Below are 21,242 nucleotides of genomic sequence, written 5' to 3'. Positions count from 1 at the left end.
ATGCCGACCCGCCTGCTCGCCGTCGGGGCCTGCGTGGCGACGACCGTCACCGGGTGTGCGTTCCAGGGAATCAACTCCCTGCCGCTACCCGGGGCGGTCGGACGGGGCTCCGGCGCGCACGTCTACCACGTGGAGATCGCGAACATCGCCACGCTGGAATCGAATTCGCCGGTCCTCATGAACGACGTGGTCGTCGGCAGCGTGGGGGCAATGCGGGTCAAGGGATGGCACGCCGAGGTCGACGTGTCGGTCAAGCCCGACGTCGTCGTGCCTGCGAACGTCGTGGCCAGCGTCGGACAAACCAGCCTGCTCGGTTCGATGCACCTGGCATTGAACCCGCCTGCCGGACAAGCGCCGACGGGGGAGTTGCCGTCGGGTTCCACCATCGGGCTCAACGACTCGTCCACCTATCCCACGACGGAACAGACGCTGTCGTCGTTGTCGGTGGTGGTAAACGCTGGGGGCCTTGGCCAGATCGGCGACGTGGTTCACACCTTCAACACCGCTCTGTCAGGACGGGAAGGCGACTTCCGTGATCTGCTCATCCAACTCGACACCTTCGTCGGGACCCTGGACCAGCAGCGTCAGAGCGTCGTCGCCACCATCGACGCGCTGAACCGGGTAGCGTCGACCTTCGCCGACCGTCGTGACACCATCGACCAAGCGCTGCAACGCATCCCGCGAGCGCTGGAGGTCTTGGATCGCGAACGCCCGCGGCTGACGACTGCACTGACCAAACTCGGCCAGTTCAGCGACACCGCCAATCGGCTGGTGAACGACACCCAGGCCGACCTGGTCACGAATCTGACGAACCTGGCGCCGACGATCAAGGCACTCGCCGACGTCGGACCCGACTTGGACGCCGCCCTGGCCTACGCCACGGTCTTCCCGTTCGGCCAAGGCGTCATCGACCGCGGCATCAGAGGCGACTTCATCAACATCTTCGTGACCGTCGACATCTCGGGACCGCGGCTGCGCAAGTCGCTCTTCCTGGGTACCCGAGCCGGACAGGAGGGCCGCGATCTGGTGCCGTTGCCGGGCGAACCCATCTTCCAGCGCTACACGCTCGACCCGCTGGGCCGGCCGCTCGCACCGCCACCCCCCGGCGGACCGCTCGGGCCGCTGCCCGGTAACCCTCCGACGGCCGGCCTACAGGCCGACCCACCCGGGGCGGCCAAGAGCTTGCCGGGGCCGGGCTCGACGCCGGCTCCGCCGGCTCCCCCCGAAGCACCGCCGGCAGGGCCCGTGGTGGCCGACCCGCCACCTCCCGACGCCGCCGCGCCGGCGGCCGCGGTGCCGACACCCGGCCCGGAGGGCGGCAACTGATGCTGACACGGTTCATCAAGACCCAATTGGCGATCTTCACGGTGGCGTCGATCGTCGGGCTGTCGGTCATGGCCGTCTCCTACCTGCAGGCGCCTACCCTGTTGGGTATCGGAAGGCTCACCGTCACAGTTGAATTGCCGAGCAGTGGTGGCCTCTACCCGTTGAGCAACGTGACCTACCGAGGCGTCGAGGTCGGCAAGGTCACCGACGTACGGTTGACGTCGGACGGTGCGATGGCGACGATGTCGATCGCCACGTCGCCCAAGATTCCCGCCGATCTGGAGGCGAGCGTCAAGAGCGTGTCGGCGGTCGGGGAACAGTACGTCGACTTGATGCCGCGTACCGACTCCGGGCCCTATCTGCAAGATGGCGCCGTCATCACCAGACAGAACGCGACCATTCCCACACCCATCGGCCCGGTGCTGGACAAGGTGAACACCCTGGTCGGCACGTTCCCCAAGGACCGGCTGGCCGATCTGCTGAACGAGACCTACAAGGGGCTCGACGGCGCCGGTGAGGACTTTGGATCGCTGCTGGATTCGGGTGCGTCCCTGAGCGCCGACCTCAACGGCGCCGCCGGGCAGACGCGAGCACTCGCCGACGACGCACGGCCACTGCTCGAAGGTCAGGCCCAGGGGGCCGATTCGATACGGACGTGGGCGCGCAGCCTCTCCGGGGTCACGGGGCAGTTGGTCAAGGACGACCCTCAGTTGCGAACGGTGCTGCGGACCTTCCCCGGCTTTGGCGACGAGGTGTCCGGGTTGTTGAACGACCTCAAGCCGACGCTGCCCGTCCTGCTCGGCAATCTGAGTACGGTCGGCGAGATCCTCATGACCTACAACGCTTCACTCGAGCAGCTCTTGGTGCTCCTACCGCCGTACATCGCACAGCAGCAAAGTTATTCGAGTACGTCTGACTCCACGGGGCAAGCGCGCGGTGACTTCGCCATCACCGTCAACGATCCTCCGGCCTGTACCGTTGGCTTCCTGCCGCCGTCGTCGTGGCGATCGCCGGACGACGTGTCCGACATCGACACCCCCGACGGGTTGTACTGCAAACTTCCGCAGGATTCGCCCATCGCCGTGCGCGGCGCCCGCAACTTCCCCTGCATCAGAAAGCCGGGTAAGCGCGCCCCCACCATCGCCATTTGCAACAGCGACAAGCCATATCAGCCACTGGCCATGCGTCAGCACGTGTTGGGGCCCGTACCGCTCGACCCCAGCTTGATCGCCCAGGGCATTCCGCTCGACGATCGCGCCACGCTCAACGACGACATTCACGCGCCGGTTCAGGGTACGCCGCTGCCGCCCGGCGCCGTGCCGTCCGGCACCCCACCGAGCGGCGCCCCCGTGTCGCCCTTGGAAGTACCGGTCGCGCCACCGCCTCCGGACGGCAATTCGCTGAATGGCCAACCCATTCCACCCGCTCCGGCCGCCACCCCGCCTGCTCCGCCGGCCCCGCCGGAGCAGGCGTCCGTCCCCGTGCCTCCGGTCGGCGACGGTGGCGCGTCACCCGTGGCGCCGAGCGCCTTCACAGGCAGTGCTGGGGCGGCACCGAAGATCGCGGTCACGCAGTACAACCCGCGGACGGGTGAGTACGTGGGTACGGACGGCAAGGTGTACACGGTGACCAACCTGGCGGTTGCGAACCCACTTCCGCAGACGTGGCAGGATCTGCTGCCGCACTAGAAACGGCCCAGGTCAGGGCCGGTCAGGAAATCTTGAGGATCTTGACCGGCAGGGAGAGGACAAGCGACTTGCTGCGGCCACAATTGCCGCTGGGACCGGTCGTCACGTCGTCGCCCAGCCACGTGTCCGAGACGTTTTGGACGAGGCCGTCGTCGTTGGCCGGATAGATGTGGTAGACCTGCAACCCCGGCGCCGTTCCGCCGTCGGGACACGGAATCCATTCCGGCACATAGTGCTTGACGAACCAGTTGGCACCCGAGGTGGTGTAGATGTCCTCGGTCCACCCCAGCGAACTCGTCACCTTGCCTGCGCATGTCAGCGCCGTGGTGCAGGTGGAGGTGACGGTCCAGGTGCTACGCACCGTCGGCTCGTCCTGGTAGCGGTCGTTCATCCTGGCCCACTCGCCATTGGAGACGACGGAGTAGGTGCCGTTCATGGCGTACTGCTCGTAGTCCGCGGTGGCTGGCGCCGCCAGCGCGACGGAGGTTCCGACGATCAGCACTACTCCGGCGAGGTATTCGGATGTGCCCACGGCCACCCCTCGTCGATTAGTTGCGGCAGGTGATGTGCGGCGACGGGCGTCGCCGCGGCAATACCGTTCTGTGGCAGAGGATAACACTTCACACTGGTTCGGTATCGGCGTTCGCCGCGTAGTTGCCGGTACGTGGCTCACGGGGTCGAAGGCATGCCGTGGATCAGGTGAATTCCGGCGCTGCGCATGACACAATCTGGGGGTGCGCATTGCCATGGGTGTCGCGGCCGGGTTGCTGATCGCCGCTCTGGCCGGGGCGCCGCCCGCCGCGGCCGATCCCGCTGATCCAGCACCCGCCGACGACCCGACGTCCTGCAACGAACCGGCCTGCGTCCCGGGCATCCAGCCGGGAGCGGTTCTTGGCGCACCGTGTGAGCAGACGACGTATTACGTTTTTGGAGTGACGGATTGGGGCAGGGTGGTGTTCTGCGGATCGCCGCGCCGGTACGCACCGCGGTGGTTCCGCTCCACCGAACTGCGTGGCGTCAAGCTCGAAGGCAGCAACTGTTCGGGCCGCGACGGCGAGATGGCCCAGGCGCCCGACGGACTATTCCTGTCGTGCGACGCCCGTAACGGCGCCAGCACCTGGACGCGTGGCGACATCTGAGTCCCCGGCGGGGACGATCAATACCGTTGCAAGCTAAAGGTAAACGTGCTGATCCCGCCAGGAGCCCCGTAGCACCCCGCGTCGTAGGTCGAGTCAATCGTTCCGGCAAGCGTCGCGGCGTCCCACGAATAGACGTCGTGCGAGGGCAGGTTGTACCCCACGCAGCGCACCCCGTCGTCGACGTCCACCGTCAGCGTGTACCGCCCGTCGGCGTAGTACGCGATGTTCTGAAAGCGGTGGCTCTTCAGTGGCCGCGGGATTGCGAGCACGTTGAGATTGTCGGTGTGCGGTGCCAGCACCGGGTCGTCGTAGTACGTGCCGCATTCAGGGTCGTCGTTGCAGGAGTGCGTCACAGACCAGATCCACGAATGGTCGTTCCAGCGGTCGTTGAGGACCTCGTAGTTGCCCAGCGGCATGTGCGGGGCGGCGTTGGCGGCGGGTGCCGTCACGGTCGCCACCGCAGCCAGCAATGCGCCCAGCAGCGGTGCTGCTGTGCGCCTCCGACCGGAGCCCGTCAGCTCGACACCACCGGCATGAACTCGATGTTGATCTCCGTCAGTCCGCGCAGGATGAACGTGGGCTCGTAGTTGTAGCTGCGGTCGCCGGCGGGGCCATGCTTCTCCTCGTCGATGCGAATGTCGGTCATCCGGTCGAGGATTCGCTCCATCGACACCCGGCCCTCGACCCGGGCCAGTGGACCACCGGGGCACGAGTGCACACCGCGCCCGAAGGCGATGTGTTCGCGGACGTTCTTCCGATCGAGGTTGAATTCGTGGGGATTCTCGAAGCGGGCCGGATCGCGGTTGACCGCTCCCGGGCACACCATCATCGTGGTGCCGGCGGGAACGTCGGTGCCGTTGAGGACGGTGTTCTTCTTGGCGAGCCGGAACTGACTCTTGACCGGCGCGTCCATGCGCAGCGCTTCCTCGACGAAGACAGGTATGCGGCTTCGATCCTTACGCAGCGTGTCCTGAATGTCGGGGCGGTCGCCAAGGACCTTGATCGACGCCGACAGCAGTTTCGTCGTGGTCTCCTGGCCGGCTGCGAACAGGAACGTGGCCGACCGGGCGACCTCGATGACGGGCGGAGTCGACCCGTCGGGGAACTTGGCCGTGGCCAGCGCGGTCAGCACGTCGTCGCGAGGGCTCTCACGGCGGTCCTCGAGGTAGGCGACGAACTTGTCGTCGAGCCAGGCCAGAGGGTTGGTCGCCACCAGCTCGCCTTGGAGTGATCCCACCGTCGCGCCGGGACGCGGGGCGCCGAGGACCGTTCGGAATTCGTCGTGGTCTTCGTGTGGCACCCCGAGGAGGTCGGCAATGACCAACAGCGAGAACGGCTTTGCATAGGCGGACAGGAATTCACACTTGCCGTGGGAGACGATGTCGTCGAGGCACTCGTCGGCCAGCCGCCACATGAACGCCTCGTTCTCCTTCAGTCGGCTGGGCGTGAGCAGCCGGTTGAGCAACGAGCGGGCGTTGGTGTGGTCGGGTGGGTCCATGGTGACCATGTGCTCGAACATCGGCATCAGTTGCCGATGCTCGGAGATCTGGGCGGTGATGTCGTCACCCTCGGGGGTGAACGGCAACGGTGGGAACGGCCCGGCAACCGCAATGCACGACGAGTAGGTGTCGGTGTCCTTCAGTACGGTGTTCGCCTCGTCGTATCCGGTGATGGCGAGGACCCCGTAGTTGGGCTCGCGGACCACCGGGCACTTGCTACGCAGGTGATCGAAGTACGGATGCGGATCCGGCACCAACGACTGGTCGGTGAAGTAGTCGACGGTGTCGAAGTCTGCGGTCATGATCGAGAAGATCCTTCCAGTGCCCGAGAGGGCGACGGATGAGGTTGGGCGAGTCGTGGATTCACGGCCGCACGACCTGGGTTGCCATAGATGCTGAGCACATGCTTAGCATTGCGGGGTGGCCCGGTCAAGGGGATCTGAGGGCGCCGCGCCTACCATTCGCCTGGGAGGCACTGTCAAACGAAGGTGGAGGGAGGTGGCGGCGTGGCATCGGATCGAAGGGTCGCGGGACCCGAGGCCAAGAATCGGGCCGTGCTGCTCGACGCGGCCGAGCGGTTGATGCTGCAGGACGGATATGCGGCCGTGACGTCGAGGCGCGTCGCCGAGCAAGCCGGTCTGAAGCCCCAACTCGTGCATTACTACTTCCGCACGATGGACGAGATGTTCATCGAGATCTTTCGTCGGCGCGCCGTCCAAGGCCTCGAGGTGCAGGCGCGCGCGCTCGACTCGCCGCAGCCGTTGTGGGCGCTCTGGGAATTCGGCATCGATCCAACCGGCACCCAGCTGACCATGGAGTTCATGGGCTTGGCCAACCACCGAAAGGCATTGCGGGCCGAGATCGGCGCGTATGCCGAGCAGTTTCGCGCGCAGCAGGTAGACGCGATGGCGACCGCGCTGCGTCGCTACGGCTACGAGGTGTCCGACGTGCCACCGGTGGTATGGGCGGTGTTCGCGACGAGCGTGTCGCGCGTGCTGGTCATGGAGCAGGCACTCGGAATGTCGAGCGGCCATGCGGAGACGCTCGCCTTCTGCGAGTCGTGGTTGCGCCGCATGGAGGGCGAGCGCGTATCCGACCACGATGCTGCACGTGGCGTGAGCGCCGCGGTCGAACACTAGTAATTCCGTATCGAACACAGTGCTCCCACCGGTCCCTGGTTGGCGACCACTACTTTGCCGTCGACGGCGAGCACGCAGTGGAAGTTTGGCCGCTTCGGTGAATCCAGGCTCGTCACTGTGACCATTGCCCAGTCGTCGGGGTTTGCCAATAGCACGTCCATGGTCCACTGCTGATTGGGGCCGAGGTCGGCCTCGGCGTTCGGGGTGAAGACGTAGGGGTCGTGGCTGTATTCGGCGAAATTCGGCGGATCGACGGCGTGATAGTAGATCTCGGCGTTGCGGAACGGGGTCTCGGAGAAGACGGTGTACTTCACCGAGTGCAACGGCGGACCGGTTGGCGGTTCGTCGTCGGCCTGGGCAACGGGGGTGACGATCCCGATGCCAAGCACCAGTCCCGTCGTGAGCAGCTCGGCCGAGAGCGCTGCGCGGCTCCGACCGCGGCACGGCTGTCGTGGCGGGCGACATCGCGGAAAGCTCATTTCCATATTTTAGAACCTCATTTCCCCCGTGAGCCCGTAACGGGAAATTTCTCCGCTGTGCTTTGCCCGGAACGCCATGCGGCCGTATGGCCACCACGGTTGTCGGTTCGAAAAGGATTTCTAGACCACAGGATTGCCCATGCCAGTCGACGCCTGGATCGCGACGAGGTCGGTGCGCCAAGGGGCATGAGATGCCCGGATGGGTTGCCAGAGCCGGATCCTAGGAGACGGGGGCCGGGCGACGGGCCAGGGCCGCTGGACGGTGGCCGACTGACCTCGATCAGCCCGTGGAATCTCTTCGACCCGCCTCTCAGGGCGCCGACACGACACCCTCTTCGTCGCTGACCCCAACCGCGGGGCAACCGATAAGCGATAGATTTCGATCATGGCTTTCGCACAACCACCCGCTTCGCGTGAAATACGCCGCATTCAGACCCGTGAGCGGCTCATGGGTGCGGCGGTGGCGGAGTTCAAGCGGTCCGGCGTCGCCGCCGCCGAAATTGCCGCCATCGTCTCAGCAGCGGGCGTTGCGCACGGAACCTTCTTCTTCCACTTTCCGACCAAAGAGCACGTCCTGCTAGAGCTAGAACGTCGGGAGGAACGCCGAATCGCCAACCAGATCGCCCGGTTCATCTCCGCCGCAATCGATCTGGAGTCGGTACTTCGCGAATCGATCAATCTGGTGACCGGCCTCGAGAGGCGCCTTGGCCCGGTGCTGTTCAACGACTTTCTGGCCCTGCACTTCTCGCAACGCAGGCCTAGGGTCGACGAGGATGAGAGTCACCCGTTGATCGACGAGGTTGCCGCGGTCATCGAGCGGTCGCGTGCGTCCCACACCGTCGACCAGTCCGTCAACTCCGTGAACAGTGCGATCTTCTTCCTCCTCGGGCTTTATGCGCTGTTGATCGCGACGGATCAATGGCCCACCCAGGCGTCCATGATCGAGGACTTTCTCCAGCAGACCCTTCGCGGTGTGGGGTATTGCCCGACCGAATGACCGTGGATCTGGGTTGACTGTCGTCAGTCAGCATGAGAATCCCCGCGACGTTGGCGGTTGACGGACGGCCGCGTTGGTGGAGCCAGTCTCGCGGTCCTCGTGAGCACGTTGAGCAGTCACGCCAGGTAGAGCGACACCACTGAGACGCCGAGGACGAGCAGCCAGACGTCGGTGAACACCTTCAGCCATCGTGGCGCCGAGCGGACGTCCATGAAGTGCCGGATGATGAGCCATACCTTGCCGAACGCGATGGCCAGTACGACGAGGGCGACGACTGCGGTCGAGCGTTCGTCGAATCCGCGCTCGACGTGACCAAGTACCCACGTGATGATCGTGACCACGGATAGCGCGATCCAGGTGGCGGTGATGCGCTGCGTATCGGACAACTCAGGCCCTCAGAACGTAGAGGAGAGCGAAGATGACGACCCACAGCAGATCGACCATGTGCCAGAATGTCGTTGCCTGCTCGACGACCGAAACCCGCACCAGCCGAGAGCGTTTGGTGTACCAGGTGGCCACACCGATCACGACCATTCCCATGACGACGTGCAGCATGTGCACGCCCGTGAGCACGTAATAGAAGGCCATGAACGTTCCGCTGTTGAACGTCTGGCCTGAGTTCACCTCGAAGAACCATTCCGACAGCTTCACGACGAGGAAGGCACCGCCGCAGGCGGCCGCACCGAGAAGGTACCTCGTCGTCGATGCGCTGCGCTCAGTGCGAGCCTCGACAACGGCCCGCGCTGCCAGCCACGAACTGAACAGCAGCAAAAGGGTGTTGAGGAAGCCGGCGTCCAGTAACAGGTGGCGTTGGGCGGCGTCGAAGGCCTCGACCTCCCCGGCACGAAAGATCATGAACGCCACGAAGTACATCCCGAAGATGATCATGTCGCCCAGAACGAAGAACCACATCGCGCCGTCACCGGGTAGTCGTCCCCGGCGGGGCTGAGCTGCGGTGACCCGCTCGGCGTCGGTGGCACGTGTGTCCGTCACGAGGGTGCCTCCATGTTCTGCCATTGGATCGCCTTGAACAGTACGTAGAACTGGCAAACCTGCCAGAACACGTACACGACGGTGTTGACGTAGAAGGCCACCAGCCCATTCCAAGCGAAGGGGCCGGCGTGGAAGTTGAAGACGACGCCGGCGATGAACTCCGTGACGATCTGCCAGATCGTGGCGTAGCCGAACCACTTTGGGTAGACCTTGTTCTTGTCCAGCAGGATGGCAGCGCCCAGGACCGCCCACGCAGCTGCGAAGCACCCCAACGATCCGATGTAGGACAGAAACGCCATGTCGTAGAGCACCGTCAGCATCTCGGGTGAACGATTGGGTCGCAACACTGCGGTCAGGAACGCGAAAGCGCCCCAGAGGAATCCGGGCGTGGAACCGACGGCGAGCGTCGCGATGAACGCATACGAGAACGCGGGGTGCACCGACATTCGTCGGATTTGGTAGGCGATGAGCCCGTTCGCCGTGCCGACGAAGCCCGCCACCACCATCAGCAGCCCGAAGCCGACTTTGATTCCGAGCGAGTGCTCTTCGAAGAACGCCGCCACCTGATCGGGTGCGATGTCTGGCCGCCGCGGAGGCATCAGTCGCGTCAGCGGAACGTAGATGACGCCCTGGATCGCATAGAAGATCGGGATGGTCCACCACACCACCCAGAGGTCGACTTTGGGATTGCCGAGAAAGGCTGAACGCCGGGTGGTGCCGAAGGGCGGACTCGACGGCGGCGCGGTTTGGGTCACAGCACCAGTCCGTTGGACCGGCCGGCGGCCGCTTCTTGGACCTGCCGGAGCACCGCGCGACGGAGCACGATGAACATGGCGACGAGGTAGATCGCGAGGGTGGTCAGTTTGAGCCAGAACGACACGGCACCGTTCCACGCGAACGGACCAGTGGTCACGACGGCCGCCCCGGCGGCCGGAGCGATGGCCAGCGCCGCCGCGATGTTCAGTAGGGCTACCCAGCGCGGCAGGACCGGACGGTCGGGCGAATCGAGGTACACCGCGAACGCCAAGCAGAGATTCTGGACCACCATCATCCCGACGGGGGCGATGAAGATCATCCACGCCATGTCGTTGAGGAGTTGTGTCAGTTCGGGATTGCGCTCGGGCCGGAAGGCGGCGAGCAGCCACATGATGTCTGCCATCGCGAAGACGGTGGCTCCGCTCGCGGCGGCGGTGATGTAGCAGTATCCGAGCACCCGACTCGGAGTGGCCATCCGCTGAATCTGGCCGACGACGACGGCATAGAACGGTAACAGCATCGCGCCGAAGACGTTGAAGGTGATCATGCTGAATCTCACTGCGGCACTGTGATCCCGATAGAAGTCGGCCACCTCCTGCGCGGAGAGGCTCGGTGACATCGGGGGAAGAAAGCCGGGAAACATCAGGAACGCGATGAGCAGGAAAGTGCCCATGACAGGCAGTGTCCAGAGGCACACGAGTTGCGTCCGCACGACGTAGCTGGCGGGCACGGCGGTCTCATCATCGACGTGGACCTCGGTCACGTCATTCCCTCGGTCCGCGTCGATGCAGGCACGCATGTCATCAAACAGTGCTCGCTGACTCTAGTCAACAAAATTGGCCGTCCTGGTAGTGAGTGTGGTTCGAGCAGGGACGCGCATTGCGCGTGGTCGGTCATACCGTCACGGCGGCCGAGGAAGGTTCGGGCCGCTTCACATGCCGTAGCGGAGCTTCACGCCGTGGTAGCGGTCGGTCAGCTGGCGGGCCCGCCCGGCGGCGTCGACGAGCGCAGTGTTCGCCGGCAGCTCGTCGAGCACCGCCGATCGCGACACCAGGCGGGTACGGAACACGGCCCGATTAACGCTGGCCAGGTTGCGGTAGGTGAGATTTCCGTTCGAGAAGCCCTGCGTGTCAAGCCAATTGTGCACTCCAGGATCGTCGTGGGCGATGACGAACCTGACGACGCCGTCACCGTCGACGGCGGTGCGGGCCGGGGTGTAGCTCACGGGGCGGTACAGGTAGTCCATGCTGCCGACGAAGACCCCGCCCATGCCGAAGATCCAAAACCCGTCGTGGGCGTCCATCTCCACGATCAGCGCCTCGTCGGGCCGCAGCTCCCACACCATGTGCGCCGCCACCCGGCCGCGAGTGACGTCTGACGCGGAGTCGGCGACTTTGTCGCGGGGGAAGGCATTGGTGACGGTGGGATCGCAGATGCCACCGGAGTACCGCCAGGAATGCTCGGGCCAGTCGCGCATGGCGCCGGTGAGGAAGGCACCGGCCCAGTCCATCGCGTCGATCAGCCCCTCGGGGCCAGGGACGGGGCGTGGTGCGTCCATGCCGATGCGTTCGATGGTCATGGTGGTGGGGGTCTCGGTCCAGGCGTCGAAGGCTTCGCGGATGAACACCTTTCGCGATCCCGGTGTCGTCGGCAGCCAGTTGCCCTCGCGCCGATCGCCGCCGATGACGAGCTCGAAGGTGCCGTCGGCATCGGTGTGCAGTTGATGGCCGAAGACGTTGCACTCGGGGACGTCGCCGAACGGTTCGTGCAGGCTCGGCCAGTCGGTGCCCGGGATGAGGTCGGGCCGTGGGCCCTGCACCGTCACGTTCAGCCAGCGAGCCGATCCGCGGCGCCCGGTGATCCGGTAGGCGTGCCGACCGTCGATCCAGGCCTGCCGGTAGGTGAAGTCCGCGACGTCGCCGCCCAGCTTGCGGGTAGGCGTGCAGAACGGGTGCAGCTGCGGGTAGGCCGGATCCTTGGTCTCCAGTGCCAAGTCGAAGGCCTGACCAAGGTTCTGGGTCAGGAAGCGGAAGGCGTCGGCCCTCGCGATCGGTGTGGCCGGGTTGGCGTCCTTGAACACGGCGTCACCGGCAGTCTTCAGCCGGTCGCAGAAGTGGTGCCAGGCGTCGCGGAGCGACTCGTCGGCGGGTCCGTCGCCGCAGGCCACGTCAGGCCCCCAATCGCGTCAGCAGGTTCGACAGATGCCGCGCGCCGCGCTCGGTGGCCTCGCGGGCGCCCTCCGCCATGATGCGTGGGCCCACCAACTCGACGTCGAAGACGCCCGCGTACCCCGCGCTGATCAGCTGAGCGAGGATGTCCTGCAACGGGATTGCGCCGTCGCCGGGTACCGCGCGGCACGGTGCCGACCGGTCGCCGAGCACGTAGTCGCTGACCTGGATCAGACGGGTCCGCGGCAGGGCCTTGTCGAGCAGGGCGGCGAGCCCACCCTCGCACCAGCAGGCGTGCAACTCGATGCAGAGGCCCACGTCGGCGACCTCGGCGACGGTGATGGCGTCGGCGAGGGTGTGCACGAAGTGGATGTCGGCGTTGAAGGCAGACGCGTTCTCGACCAGGAGGGCGACCCCGCGTGCTGCGGCGTGGCCCGCGCACTGCGAGATCAGGTCGGCGAAGCGGCCGGCGGCCTGCTCCCAATTCAGGGTTCCGCGGCCGCCGGTGATCAGGTACACCAGCGGAGCGCCGAGGCCGTCGGCGAGATCGATTGCCGCGACTAGGTTCTCGACCGCCGACCCGGTGTCCTGGGCGAGATCGGGGTACACCGCGAAGGGATGGTTCAGTGCCGACACCCGAGGCCCGCCGCCATCGACGGCACTCCGGGCGACGTCGTACTCGCCCGATCGGGCCAGTGACGAGGAGATCAGCGAGACGTTCTCGACGCCGATGCGGCGGCAGTGGTCGAGGAACGCCTCGGTGGGCTCGTCGAGGAACGCGACCTGGTGCAGCGACACCCGTGGATGCATCTAGTCCCGCTTCTCGACCTCGACGCCGAATCGTTCCCGGAACGGCCGGAACTCCTCGTGCAGTTGGTCGAGATCCTCACCGATGTCGGTCAGCAGGGTGGTCGAATAGCGGAACTTCCCGTGCCGGTCGCCCTTGTTCTGCGCGAGGTAGGTCCGCATCGCCCGTTCCGCGTCGGGGCTCAGTTCACGGTCGGCGAAGGCGTAGCACCCGCGAATCGTCGCCACCGGGTCCGCGACGAAGTCGGTGTAGCGCACGTGCCGAATGCGCGGGTCGTCGGTCAAGGGGTTTGTCATGGTGTTGGCGACGCTCGCCCTGGTCATCTCCAGATGTGCCTTGGTCTCGGTGGCGAGGTCGAAGGTGGCGCCCGTGCCGTCGAGGATGCCGTCCATGATGTCGGCCATCATCATCGTCCGCGACGCAGCCACCTGCACCGGGTCACGGTGCAACCAGATCAGCCGGGCATCGGGGTAGGCGTCGAAGAGCGCCGCCAGCCGGAACCCGTGAAAGCCCTTGAGCGCCCACCGTTTCGGGGGCCGGCGGTACTGCAGTTGTTGCAACATCGCGCGGTGGATGCGGTACTGAGCCACGGCGTCGGTCGGCAACCCGGCGACTAGGCTCTGCACCGGCACCCGCCACCACGCGGTCGGCGTCATGACGCGAAAGTCGAAGGCCCACGTCCGCTCGTCCTCGGGCAGTCCGTCGCCGAGCATGTCGTTGTAGGGGTGCGAGTGCAGCCACTTGGGCAGTTTGGCGTTGATCTCGCGCCAGTCGGCATCGGCTCTGGCGGGTCGGTCGTCGTCGGCACCGGCGAGCCCGGGCGGGGGCGACGGGTACATCACCTCCCAGAACCGCAGTGCCCGGGCATTCGGGTCGACCGACATCAACGCGTGCATCAGCGTCGTCCCCGACCGAGGTTCACCGGTGACGAACGTGGGCCGGTCGACGACCTCGTCGGCGACGTCGTGGCGGCGGCGGTCGGCGAAGAACTCCAGCCGCGACGTCAACAGCCAGTCGCAGTTCACCGCCGCGGCCCGTCGACCATCGACATCCAGGCCCGCCCCGTTGAGGTGGTCCACCGCGACGGAGAAGCGGGTGGGCAGGGTGTCGTCACCCCAGTCGGACAACCCCGTACTACGTTGGGCGGCGTTTAGCAGCGCATCGGCGTCGAGCCGCCCGCCCGCCGCAGCGGTCGGCACGGGGCCGGCCAGCATGCGCAACACCTCGTCCTCGGTGGCGCGCACCTTGGCGGCCGATCGCGCGGCGAACCGCAGCCCGGCCATCGAGCCGTACTCCATCAGCTTGAACACTCGCATGCCCGCGTCGGCGAAGCCGATGATCTTCCTGGCCACCTCCTGCGGTGTGCCGCAGGGGAAGACGTCGCGGATGGCCTGAGTGTCGACCTGCTCGCAGAAGGCGACGATTCTTTCCCGCGACAGGCTGACGGGGTCGAAGTCCATGACGCCGCGCCACCGCGGACCCATCGGGTGCCGGTAACCGAAGGTCAGTAGATCCTCCGCGGTCATCAACAGGATGATCGCCTTGACCAGTGGCGCCTCGAGCATCTCGGCGATCTCGTCGTCGTCGCCGATGAGGCAGATCTGGGTCAGCGCGGGCACCACGGCTGCGGGGTCACGGTCAGCCCGTTCAGCCGACCGGTGAATGACGGTGAGCTTCTCGGCGTAGGACTCCGGGGTGTACGCCCCGTTCGGCCACCATCCGTCGGCGTACCTGCCGGTGATGTCGAGCATGCGCGGTCCCGAGGCGCCGATCCAGATCGGCGGTGGTCGTCCGTCGACCAGTTCGGTGTCCAACCGGGCATGCTCGAGCCGGAAGAAGTCACCGGTAAAGTCGACGGGACCGTCGCTCTCCCAGAGCATCTTGATCACCCGAACCGCCTCCTCGAAACGGCTGACCGGCTTGGCGAAGTCGAATCCGTAGGGCACGGTGTTCTCCAGCTCGCCCGAGCCGAGTCCCAGGATGAAGCGGCCGCCGGAGAGATGGTCGACGGTCAGCGCGCTCTGCGCGAGCATGGCGGGGTGCCTGCGGACGGTGTCGACGACGGTCGTCACGAGGGACGTCCTGGTCGTCAGGACCGCGGCGGCGGCGGCGACGGCCATGCCGTCGAGATGACGGTGCGGTGACGGCGACACCGTGGCCAGATCGGTGAACTCGGGGATCCAGATGGAGTCCGGCCAGAAGCTGACCATGTGGTCGGGCAGCCATATCGAGTGGTAGCGCCCGGAGTCGTACTGAGTCAGCGCGTCGAGGGGGAGCGGCAGGGTGGTGCGCAGAAACGCCGCGGGCTGAACCGTCATGCTCGCCAATGTGCCTCCCGGCCCGTCGATGTCGACTATGCTAAGCGAGTGCACAGCGCTATGTCGAGGAATCGCGCCACCGTCTGCGCGTCATGCGCGAGGTGACCGAACAGGCCGTCACCAGCCCCGGCATCTGCCGCATCTGCTCGGCTCACTGCGGGGTGCTCGCCACCGTCACCGACGGCAGGCTCACCAAGGTCACCGGTGACCCCGACAACCCGATGTTCAAGGGCTACAGCTGCGCCAAGGGCCGGGCGCTGCCTGAGATCCACAACAACCCACATCGCCTGCTGCACAGTCAACGGCGCTGCGCGGACGGCTCGTACGAACCCGTGGCCGCGGAGCCCGCCATGAACGAGATCGCCACGAGGCTGAGCGAACTGATCGCCGAGCACGGGCCCCGCTCGGTCGCTCTCTATCTCGGCACCAACGGGCTGCCGTATCCGGCGTCGCCGCTGATGGCCAACGCCTTCATCAGGGCCATCGAGTCGCCGATGTTCTTCACCGCCAACACCATCGATCAGCCGGGCAAGCAGATCGCACTGGCGGCACACGGTCACTGGCTCGGCGGCGACGTCGACTTCCACGGGGCCGACAGCTGGATGTTGATCGGCACCAACCCGTTGGTGTCCAAGGCGATCGGCATTCCCGGCCAGAACCCCGCACGCAACCTCAAGGACGCGCTCGCCAGGGGGATGAGATTGATCGTCGTCGACCCGCGGCGGTCGCCGACCGCCGCGCGCGCGGCGATCCACCTTCAACCCAGACCCGGCGAGGACGCGGCCATCGTGGCGGCGATGCTCAACGTGATCATCTCAGAGGGATTGTGCGACGACGACTTCCTCGCCGAGAACGTCGACGGCTTCACCGAGTTGGCAAGAGCGGTCTCCGGGTTTACCCCCGCTTACGTCGCCGAGCGCGCCGACGTCCCCGAGCAGCAGCTCGTCGAGGCAGCCCGGCTCTTCGCCACCCACGGTGAACGAGGCGGGATGGTGAATGCCGGAACCGGCGCCAACTTCGCCATGCACGGCAACCTGCTCGAGTACCTGTGTCTCTGCCTCACGACGATCTGCGGGCGGTGGCAGCGGGCGGGGCGCCGGGTGACGAGGCCCAACACGCTGATGCCCGCGTTCGCCGCGAAGGCCCAGGCCCATCCGCCGTACGAGGGCTGGGGCTACGGGGAGCGGCTGCGGGTGCGCGGTCTCACCGACGCCGTGTGTGGGATGCCAACGGCCGCACTGGCCGACGAGATTCTGCTCGAGGGCGACGGTCAGGTGAAGGCGTTGATCTGCGTCGGCGGAAATCCGATGGCGGCATGGCCGGATCAGCGAAAGACCCAACGCGCGTTGGAGAGCTTGGACCTGCTGGTCACCCTCGACACCGAGATGTCGCTGACCTCGCGCCTCGCCGACTACGTCATCGCACCGAAGATGCAGATGGAGACCCCGGCGATGACGCAGGGCAGCGAGCTGATCAAGTTCTACGCCAGCGGCACGGGCATCCCGGCTGCCTACGGTCAGTACGCGCCGCGGCTGGTCGACCCACCCGCCGGCTCCGATCTCACCGAGGAGTGGGAGTTCTTCGTTGGCTTGGCCAAGCGCATGTCACTGGACATGTGGTTCGTCAACTTCTTCGGTGGCGGCGGCGGCCGGTTCATGGAGTCCCCGCCGGTGGTGTTGAACGTCAACGGGGACACCGACATGACGACCGAGGAGCTGTTCGAGCAGATGTGTGCGAACTCGCGAATTCCGTTGTCGGAGGTCGCCGCTCACCCGCACGGCAAGATCTTCGACGTCGACGCCGTCGTGGCGGAGAAGGATGCCGGCTGCACGGACCGCCTCGACGTCGGCAACACCCATCTGCTGGCCGAGCTGGAAGCCATGCTGACCGACGACTTCGGGGCAGCGCGCAGTGAATCCGCCTTCCCGTTCCGGTTGATCCCGCGGCGCCACGGCAACTTCATGAATTCGTCCGGGACGGCGCTCGACGCACTGAACCGTGGCAAGGCCTACAACCCGGTCTACATGCACCCGGATGCGATGGCCGCCCTCGGCATCGACGACGGCGCCCTGGTCACGGTCAGCTCGCCGCACGACCACATTCCGAGCGTCCTGGAGGCCGACGAGACGCTGCGTCGCGACGTCGTGGCGATGCACCACGCGTTCGGGGGACTCGTGACCGAGGATCACGAGGTGCGCGACCGGGGAAGCAACGTCGGCCGACTGGTGCCCACCGAGACCGACTACGACCCGATCACGGGCATGCCGCGGCAGGGCAACATCCCCGTGCGCGTGAGCGCGCGGCCCAACTAGTCAGTCGGTCCTCCTCGGGCGGTTCATCACCCGATCCGCGGCGGCCCAATGGTCGTCGGACACCCACAGCCGGGCGAACGATTCGACGGCCTCCTCGGCCGTGACCCCCGAGATCACGCGCTTGATGGCGGTGACCGGTGCCGCCGCGAGCTGGCGAGCCACGGTGCGCCACTCGTCTTCGAAGGAGGCGCGGGGGACCACGACGTCGACGAGACCGGCCCGGTGGGCCTCGTCGGCGGTGAGAATCCTGCCGGTCCCTGCCAGCAGCAGCGCGCGGCCCTTCCCGACCAGGGCGGCGAGTCGTTCGGCGCCACCCCAGGCCGGCATGATCGCCAGCGACACCTGGTTGAAGCCGATCTTCACGTCGTCGGCGGCCAACCGGATGTCGGCGGCGACGGCCACCTCGGCACCGCCGCCGAGGGCGTGTCCGTTCAGCGCGGCCAGCACCGGGCCGGGGAACGCGGCGATGCGGTCGCAGATTCCGCGCATGCGCCGTGCCATCGCCGCTGCGTCGTGCTCGGTCCGCAGCGCGCTGAGTTCCTTGAGGTCACCGCCGGAGACGAAGGCCTTGTCGCCTGCGCCCTTGATCACCAGCGCGCGGGCGCCCGCCGCTCCGTCGAGGGCGTCGTCGAGCCGGTCCATCGTCTGCAGCGAGATGGCGTTGCGCGCGTGCGGTCGGTCGATGGTGACGACGGCCAAGCCGTCGTCGACGTCCAGGTCGATCATGGTGTTCGTCCGCCGTTCTCCATCAATGAAATTGGCATTCTCAAATTAGGAGAATAACATCGCCACGTGGTAGCCCACCCGTTGCGAGTCGTCCCGCCCGAACTGGCCAAACGATACGAGGAGCAGGGCTGGTGGCGGCGAGAGACCCTCGGCGACATGCTGGCGGCCGGCTTGGCGGCGCACCCCGACGTGGCGTTTCACGTGCACTCGTCAGAACGCCCCTGGGCGGGCACCTTCGCCGAGGTAGAGGCGGTGGCCCGCAGGCTGGCCGCCGGGCTGCGGGCGCGTGGGGTCGGACCCGGTGACGTCGTGGCGATGCAGTTGCCGAATTGGATGGAGGCGGCCGCGACCTTCTGGGCGACGGCGCTGCTGGGTGCGGTCGTCGTGCCGATCGTGCACTTCTACGGCCCCAGGGAGGTCGGCCACATCCTGCGGACCTCCGCGCCACGGGTCTTCGTCACCACCGAGCGCTTCGGTCGCATGACCTTCTCGCCCGACCTGTGCCGGGACGTGCCGATCGTCGCGCTGGTCGGCACCGACGGCGACCGCGGCTTCGACGCGTTGCTCGCCGACGACCCGCTGCTCGGTACCGTCCCGACCGATCCGGGTGCCCCCGCGCTGATCGCGTTCACCTCCGGCACCACCCGCGACGCGAAGGGCGTCATCCACAGCCATCAGACCCTGAGCTGTGAGACACGCCAGCTGCTCGCCTCCTATCCGCCCGACCGCGGCAGGCAGATGACGGCGACCCCGGTAGGCCACTTCATCGGCATGGTCGGCGCGTCCCTGATACCCGTCATCGAGGGGGCGCCGGTCGACCTGGTCGACGTCTGGGATCCGGCGAAGGTGCTGGCCCTGATGAAGTCCGACGGGCTCTCGATTGGAGGTGGTCCGCCGTACTTCGTCACCAGCCTGCTGGACCATCCGGACTGCACCGACGATCATCGAAGGCTCTTCACCACCGTCGGACTCGGCGGATCCAGCGTGCCCGCCGCCCTGACGCGACGCCTCACAAACCTCGGCTTCTTCGTGTTCCGCTCCTACGGCAGCACCGAGCATCCGTCGATCACGGGTTCCCGCCCGGACGCCCCCGAGGACAAGCGGCTGTACACCGACGGCAACCCCCGGCCGGGGGTCGAGGTCAAGCTCGCCGGGGACGGCGAGATCCTCAGTCGCGGACCCGACCTCTGCCTGGGCTACACCGACGCCGAACTCACCGCACGGGCCTTCGACGCCGACGGGTGGTATCACACCGGCGACATCGGCGTCCTGGACGCCGACGGCTACCTGACGATCACCGACCGCCTCGCCGACGTGATCATCCGGGGCGGCGAGAACGTCAGCGCACTGGAGGTGGAAGAGGTGCTGCTCGGGATGCCGCAAGTGGCCGAGGCCGTGGTGGTGGCGGCCCCCGACGACCGGCTCGGCGAGCGCGTCGCGGCGGTGTTGCGGATCCAGACGGGGGCAGTCATGCCCGGACTGGCGGAGGTGCGCGCGCAGTTCGAGGCCGCCGGCGCGGCGCGGCAGAAGTGGCCGGAGGAGCTGCACGAAGCCACCGACTTCCCGCGTACGGCGACCGGCAAGGTGCAGAAGTTCCGAGTTCGGGAGTCCCTTCGGCCGCGGGTGTGAGCTGGCGAACCATTGCCAGCCAGTGTTTGTGAGAATATGATTCTCACAAACGATAAGGAGAATTCCGCATGGGTCAGCTTTCGCACCGGGTCGACATTCCTTTTCCGCTGTTCGACGCGGACAACCACCTGTACGAGCCGCCTGAGGCCTTGACCAAGTACCTGCCGAAGGAATACAAGGACGTCGTCCAGTACGTCGAGATCAACGGCCGCACCAAGATTGCGCTGCGAGGCCAGATCAGCAACTACATTCCCAACCCCACCTTCTCGGTCGTCGCCAGGCCTGGCGCCTGGGAGGAGTACTTCAAGTTCGGCAACCCCGACGGCAAGAGCAAGCGAGAGCTGTTCGGTGAGCCGATGAAGGCCATCCCGGCGTTCTTCGAGCCCGCGCCGCGCCTGGAGAAGATGGACGAGCTCGGACTCGACCGGTCGCTGATGTTCCCGACGTTGGCAAGCCTCATCGAGGAACGCCTCGCCGACGATCCCGTCGCCATCCACGTCATCGTGCACGCACTCAACGAATGGCTGCACGAGGTGTGGGGGTTCAACTACAAGAACCGCATCTACACCACCCCGGTCATCACGCTGCCCATCGTCGAGAAGGCGATCGAGGAACTCGAGTGGGCGGTCAAGCGCGGCGCGCGGGCGATCCTGATCCGGCCGGCCCCGGTCCCCGGCTTTCGTGGCCCGCGGTCGTTTGCGCTGCCCGAGTTCGATCCGTTCTGGCAGAAGTGCGTCGAGTACGACGTCTTCGTCGGAATGCACTCCAGCGACAGTGGTTACTCGCGCTACACCTCCGAGTGGGACGGCGGCGCCCAGGAGATGCTGCCATTTCAGACCAACGCGATGTCGATCCTCAACGAATGGCGTCCGATTCAGGATGCCGTGGCGTCGTGGGTGATTCACGGTGCGCTGTTCCGGTTCCCGACGTTGAAGGTCGGCATCGTCGAGGCCGGGTCCAGGTGGATGTTTCCGCTGCTGGACTCCATGTCGGAGGTCTACAAGAAGGCCCCTGAGGCGTTCCTGGGCAATCCGATGGAGGAGATCAAGAACCGCATCTTCGTCAGCCCGTTCTACGAGGAGGGCATCGACGACCTCATCAACCTGATCGGTGTCGACCAGGTGTTGTACGGCTCCGACTGGCCCCACCCAGAGGGATTGGCCGAGCCCACCCACTACGTCACCGCCCTGGATCACCTCGCAGTCGACGATCAGGCAAAGATCATGGGGGGCAACTTGGCTCGGCTCATCACTGCGTGACCGAAG

The 21,242-nt window shown here is 66.3% G+C and carries 20 protein-coding genes and 1 pseudogene; 8 read left to right on the top strand and 13 right to left on the bottom strand.

Annotated elements, in window-relative coordinates:
• Positions 1–1,326 (top strand): MCE family protein, encoded by a 1,326-nt coding sequence (locus H7K45_RS21620; protein WP_372512607.1) that lies wholly within the window; start codon positions 1–3, stop codon positions 1,324–1,326.
• Positions 1,326–3,014, top strand: a complete 1,689-nt coding sequence (locus H7K45_RS21615; RefSeq protein WP_263998008.1) for an MCE family protein — start codon at positions 1,326–1,328, stop codon at positions 3,012–3,014. The genes H7K45_RS21620 and H7K45_RS21615 overlap by 1 nt, the downstream gene beginning before the upstream one ends.
• Before the next feature lie 22 nt (positions 3,015–3,036).
• Here the strand turns inward: H7K45_RS21615 and H7K45_RS21610 are convergent, their stop codons facing one another.
• A complete protein-coding gene (locus H7K45_RS21610; RefSeq protein WP_263998007.1) occupies positions 3,037–3,546 on the bottom strand; it encodes an Rv2253/PknI dimerization domain-containing protein in 510 nt (169 codons plus the stop codon).
• Positions 3,547–3,760: 214 nt separating this feature from the next.
• Between H7K45_RS21610 and H7K45_RS21605 the strand changes: the two genes are divergently transcribed.
• Entirely contained in the window at positions 3,761–4,153 is a 393-nt protein-coding gene (locus H7K45_RS21605) for a hypothetical protein (protein WP_276070421.1), read from the top strand.
• Positions 4,154–4,170: 17 nt separating this feature from the next.
• Here the strand turns inward: H7K45_RS21605 and H7K45_RS21600 are convergent, their stop codons facing one another.
• Both H7K45_RS21600 and H7K45_RS21595 read right to left on the bottom strand, forming a co-directional pair.
• The gene (locus H7K45_RS21600) at positions 4,171–4,602 is read right to left on the bottom strand and encodes a hypothetical protein (RefSeq protein ID WP_263998005.1); all 432 of its coding nucleotides are present in this window, start codon (positions 4,600–4,602) and stop codon (positions 4,171–4,173) included.
• Between the two features lie 65 nt (positions 4,603–4,667).
• Positions 4,668–5,954 (bottom strand): cytochrome P450, encoded by a 1,287-nt coding sequence (locus tag H7K45_RS21595; protein WP_263998004.1) that lies wholly within the window; start codon positions 5,952–5,954, stop codon positions 4,668–4,670.
• 204 nt (positions 5,955–6,158) lie between these two features.
• On the opposite strand from H7K45_RS21595, the gene H7K45_RS21590 reads away from it, so the two are divergent.
• The gene (locus tag H7K45_RS21590) at positions 6,159–6,791 is read left to right on the top strand and encodes a TetR/AcrR family transcriptional regulator (protein ID WP_263998003.1); all 633 of its coding nucleotides are present in this window, start codon (positions 6,159–6,161) and stop codon (positions 6,789–6,791) included.
• Here H7K45_RS21590 and H7K45_RS21585 read toward each other — a convergent pair.
• Positions 6,788–7,270: an Rv2576c family protein gene (locus H7K45_RS21585; RefSeq protein ID WP_263998002.1), complete on the bottom strand. Its 483-nt coding sequence runs from the start codon at positions 7,268–7,270 to the stop codon at positions 6,788–6,790. The two genes, H7K45_RS21590 and H7K45_RS21585, sit on opposite strands and share 4 nt — an antisense overlap.
• A gap of 385 nt (positions 7,271–7,655) precedes the next feature.
• Here H7K45_RS21585 and H7K45_RS21580 point away from each other — a divergent pair, with 385 nt between their 5' ends.
• Positions 7,656–8,267 (top strand): TetR family transcriptional regulator, encoded by a 612-nt coding sequence (locus H7K45_RS21580; protein WP_263998001.1) that lies wholly within the window; start codon positions 7,656–7,658, stop codon positions 8,265–8,267.
• A 116-nt stretch (positions 8,268–8,383) separates the two neighbouring features.
• Here H7K45_RS21580 and H7K45_RS21575 read toward each other — a convergent pair whose 3' ends face one another.
• From H7K45_RS21575 to H7K45_RS21540, 8 genes and pseudogenes are all read right to left on the bottom strand, one after another.
• On the bottom strand, positions 8,384–8,653 hold the full coding sequence (locus H7K45_RS21575) for a cytochrome C oxidase subunit IV family protein (RefSeq protein ID WP_263998000.1): 270 nt from the start codon (positions 8,651–8,653) through the stop codon (positions 8,384–8,386).
• Between the two features lies 1 nt (position 8,654).
• Positions 8,655–9,260, bottom strand: coding sequence for a cytochrome c oxidase subunit 3 (locus tag H7K45_RS21570; protein WP_263997999.1), 606 nt, complete (start codon positions 9,258–9,260; stop codon positions 8,655–8,657).
• Positions 9,257–10,015 carry a hypothetical protein gene (locus tag H7K45_RS21565; RefSeq protein ID WP_263997998.1) on the bottom strand — a complete coding sequence of 253 codons (759 nt, stop codon included), beginning with the start codon at positions 10,013–10,015 and terminating at the stop codon, positions 9,257–9,259. The genes H7K45_RS21570 and H7K45_RS21565 overlap by 4 nt, the downstream gene beginning before the upstream one ends.
• Positions 10,012–10,689, bottom strand: coding sequence for a hypothetical protein (locus H7K45_RS21560; RefSeq protein ID WP_263997997.1), 678 nt, complete (start codon positions 10,687–10,689; stop codon positions 10,012–10,014). Before H7K45_RS21560 ends, H7K45_RS21565 begins: the two co-directional genes overlap by 4 nt.
• A gap of 258 nt (positions 10,690–10,947) precedes the next feature.
• Positions 10,948–12,183 carry a DUF1214 domain-containing protein gene (locus tag H7K45_RS21555; protein WP_263997996.1) on the bottom strand — a complete coding sequence of 412 codons (1,236 nt, stop codon included), beginning with the start codon at positions 12,181–12,183 and terminating at the stop codon, positions 10,948–10,950.
• A 1-nt stretch (position 12,184) separates the two neighbouring features.
• Positions 12,185–12,994, bottom strand: coding sequence for a sugar phosphate isomerase/epimerase family protein (locus H7K45_RS21550; protein WP_263997995.1), 810 nt, complete (start codon positions 12,992–12,994; stop codon positions 12,185–12,187).
• Complete coding sequence (locus H7K45_RS21545) at positions 12,995–14,206, bottom strand: sulfotransferase family protein (RefSeq protein ID WP_263998399.1); 1,212 nt, start codon at positions 14,204–14,206, stop codon at positions 12,995–12,997. It abuts the gene before it with no gap.
• Positions 14,204–15,310 (bottom strand): annotated as a pseudogene (locus H7K45_RS21540) (LLM class flavin-dependent oxidoreductase); the annotation flags it as partial. The pseudogene H7K45_RS21540 and the gene H7K45_RS21545, both read right to left, overlap by 3 nt.
• 92 nt (positions 15,311–15,402) lie before the next feature.
• Here H7K45_RS21540 and H7K45_RS21535 point away from each other — a divergent pair.
• The gene (locus H7K45_RS21535; RefSeq protein WP_263997994.1) at positions 15,403–17,622 is read left to right on the top strand and encodes a molybdopterin-containing oxidoreductase family protein; all 2,220 of its coding nucleotides are present in this window, start codon (positions 15,403–15,405) and stop codon (positions 17,620–17,622) included.
• On the opposite strand, the gene H7K45_RS21530 is transcribed toward H7K45_RS21535, so the two are convergent.
• The gene (locus H7K45_RS21530; RefSeq protein ID WP_263997993.1) at positions 17,623–18,348 is read right to left on the bottom strand and encodes an enoyl-CoA hydratase/isomerase family protein; all 726 of its coding nucleotides are present in this window, start codon (positions 18,346–18,348) and stop codon (positions 17,623–17,625) included.
• A gap of 81 nt (positions 18,349–18,429) precedes the next feature.
• Between H7K45_RS21530 and H7K45_RS21525 the strand changes: the two genes are divergently transcribed.
• Together H7K45_RS21525 and H7K45_RS21520 are read left to right on the top strand one after the other, a co-directional pair.
• The gene (locus H7K45_RS21525; protein WP_263998398.1) at positions 18,430–19,977 is read left to right on the top strand and encodes an AMP-binding protein; all 1,548 of its coding nucleotides are present in this window, start codon (positions 18,430–18,432) and stop codon (positions 19,975–19,977) included.
• A 68-nt stretch (positions 19,978–20,045) separates the two neighbouring features.
• Positions 20,046–21,236, top strand: coding sequence for an amidohydrolase family protein (locus tag H7K45_RS21520; protein WP_263997992.1), 1,191 nt, complete (start codon positions 20,046–20,048; stop codon positions 21,234–21,236).
• Positions 21,237–21,242 lie beyond the last annotated feature (6 nt).

This window comes from Mycobacterium yunnanensis, from assembly GCF_025823185.1.
In the GTDB taxonomy this organism is placed as follows: domain Bacteria; phylum Actinomycetota; class Actinomycetes; order Mycobacteriales; family Mycobacteriaceae; genus Mycobacterium; species Mycobacterium yunnanensis.
Note: the sequence above shows the minus strand (reverse complement) of the source record. Positions and strands in the feature narration are given on the sequence as shown.

What these genes read in the sequence shown, in the direction of transcription:
- H7K45_RS21585 (WP_263998002.1), bottom strand. Translation starts at nt 7,270, where the DNA reads ATGAGCTTTCCGCGATGTCGCCCGCCACGACAGCCGTGCCGCGGTCGG.
- H7K45_RS21560 (WP_263997997.1), bottom strand. Translation starts at nt 10,689, where the DNA reads ATGGGCACTTTCCTGCTCATCGCGTTCCTGATGTTTCCCGGCTTTCTT.
- H7K45_RS21550 (WP_263997995.1), bottom strand. Translation starts at nt 12,994, where the DNA reads ATGCATCCACGGGTGTCGCTGCACCAGGTCGCGTTCCTCGACGAGCCC.
- H7K45_RS21520 (WP_263997992.1), top strand. Translation starts at nt 20,046, where the DNA reads ATGGGTCAGCTTTCGCACCGGGTCGACATTCCTTTTCCGCTGTTCGAC.
- H7K45_RS21535 (WP_263997994.1), top strand. Translation starts at nt 15,403, where the DNA reads ATGCGCGAGGTGACCGAACAGGCCGTCACCAGCCCCGGCATCTGCCGC.
- H7K45_RS21615 (WP_263998008.1), top strand. Translation starts at nt 1,326, where the DNA reads ATGCTGACACGGTTCATCAAGACCCAATTGGCGATCTTCACGGTGGCG.
- H7K45_RS21595 (WP_263998004.1), bottom strand. Translation starts at nt 5,954, where the DNA reads ATGACCGCAGACTTCGACACCGTCGACTACTTCACCGACCAGTCGTTG.
- H7K45_RS21620 (WP_372512607.1), top strand. Translation starts at nt 1, where the DNA reads ATGCCGACCCGCCTGCTCGCCGTCGGGGCCTGCGTGGCGACGACCGTC.
- H7K45_RS21545 (WP_263998399.1), bottom strand. Translation starts at nt 14,206, where the DNA reads ATGCTGGCCGGCCCCGTGCCGACCGCTGCGGCGGGCGGGCGGCTCGAC.
- H7K45_RS21530 (WP_263997993.1), bottom strand. Translation starts at nt 18,348, where the DNA reads ATGATCGACCTGGACGTCGACGACGGCTTGGCCGTCGTCACCATCGAC.
- H7K45_RS21580 (WP_263998001.1), top strand. Translation starts at nt 7,656, where the DNA reads ATGGCTTTCGCACAACCACCCGCTTCGCGTGAAATACGCCGCATTCAG.
- H7K45_RS21605 (WP_276070421.1), top strand. Translation starts at nt 3,761, where the DNA reads ATGGGTGTCGCGGCCGGGTTGCTGATCGCCGCTCTGGCCGGGGCGCCG.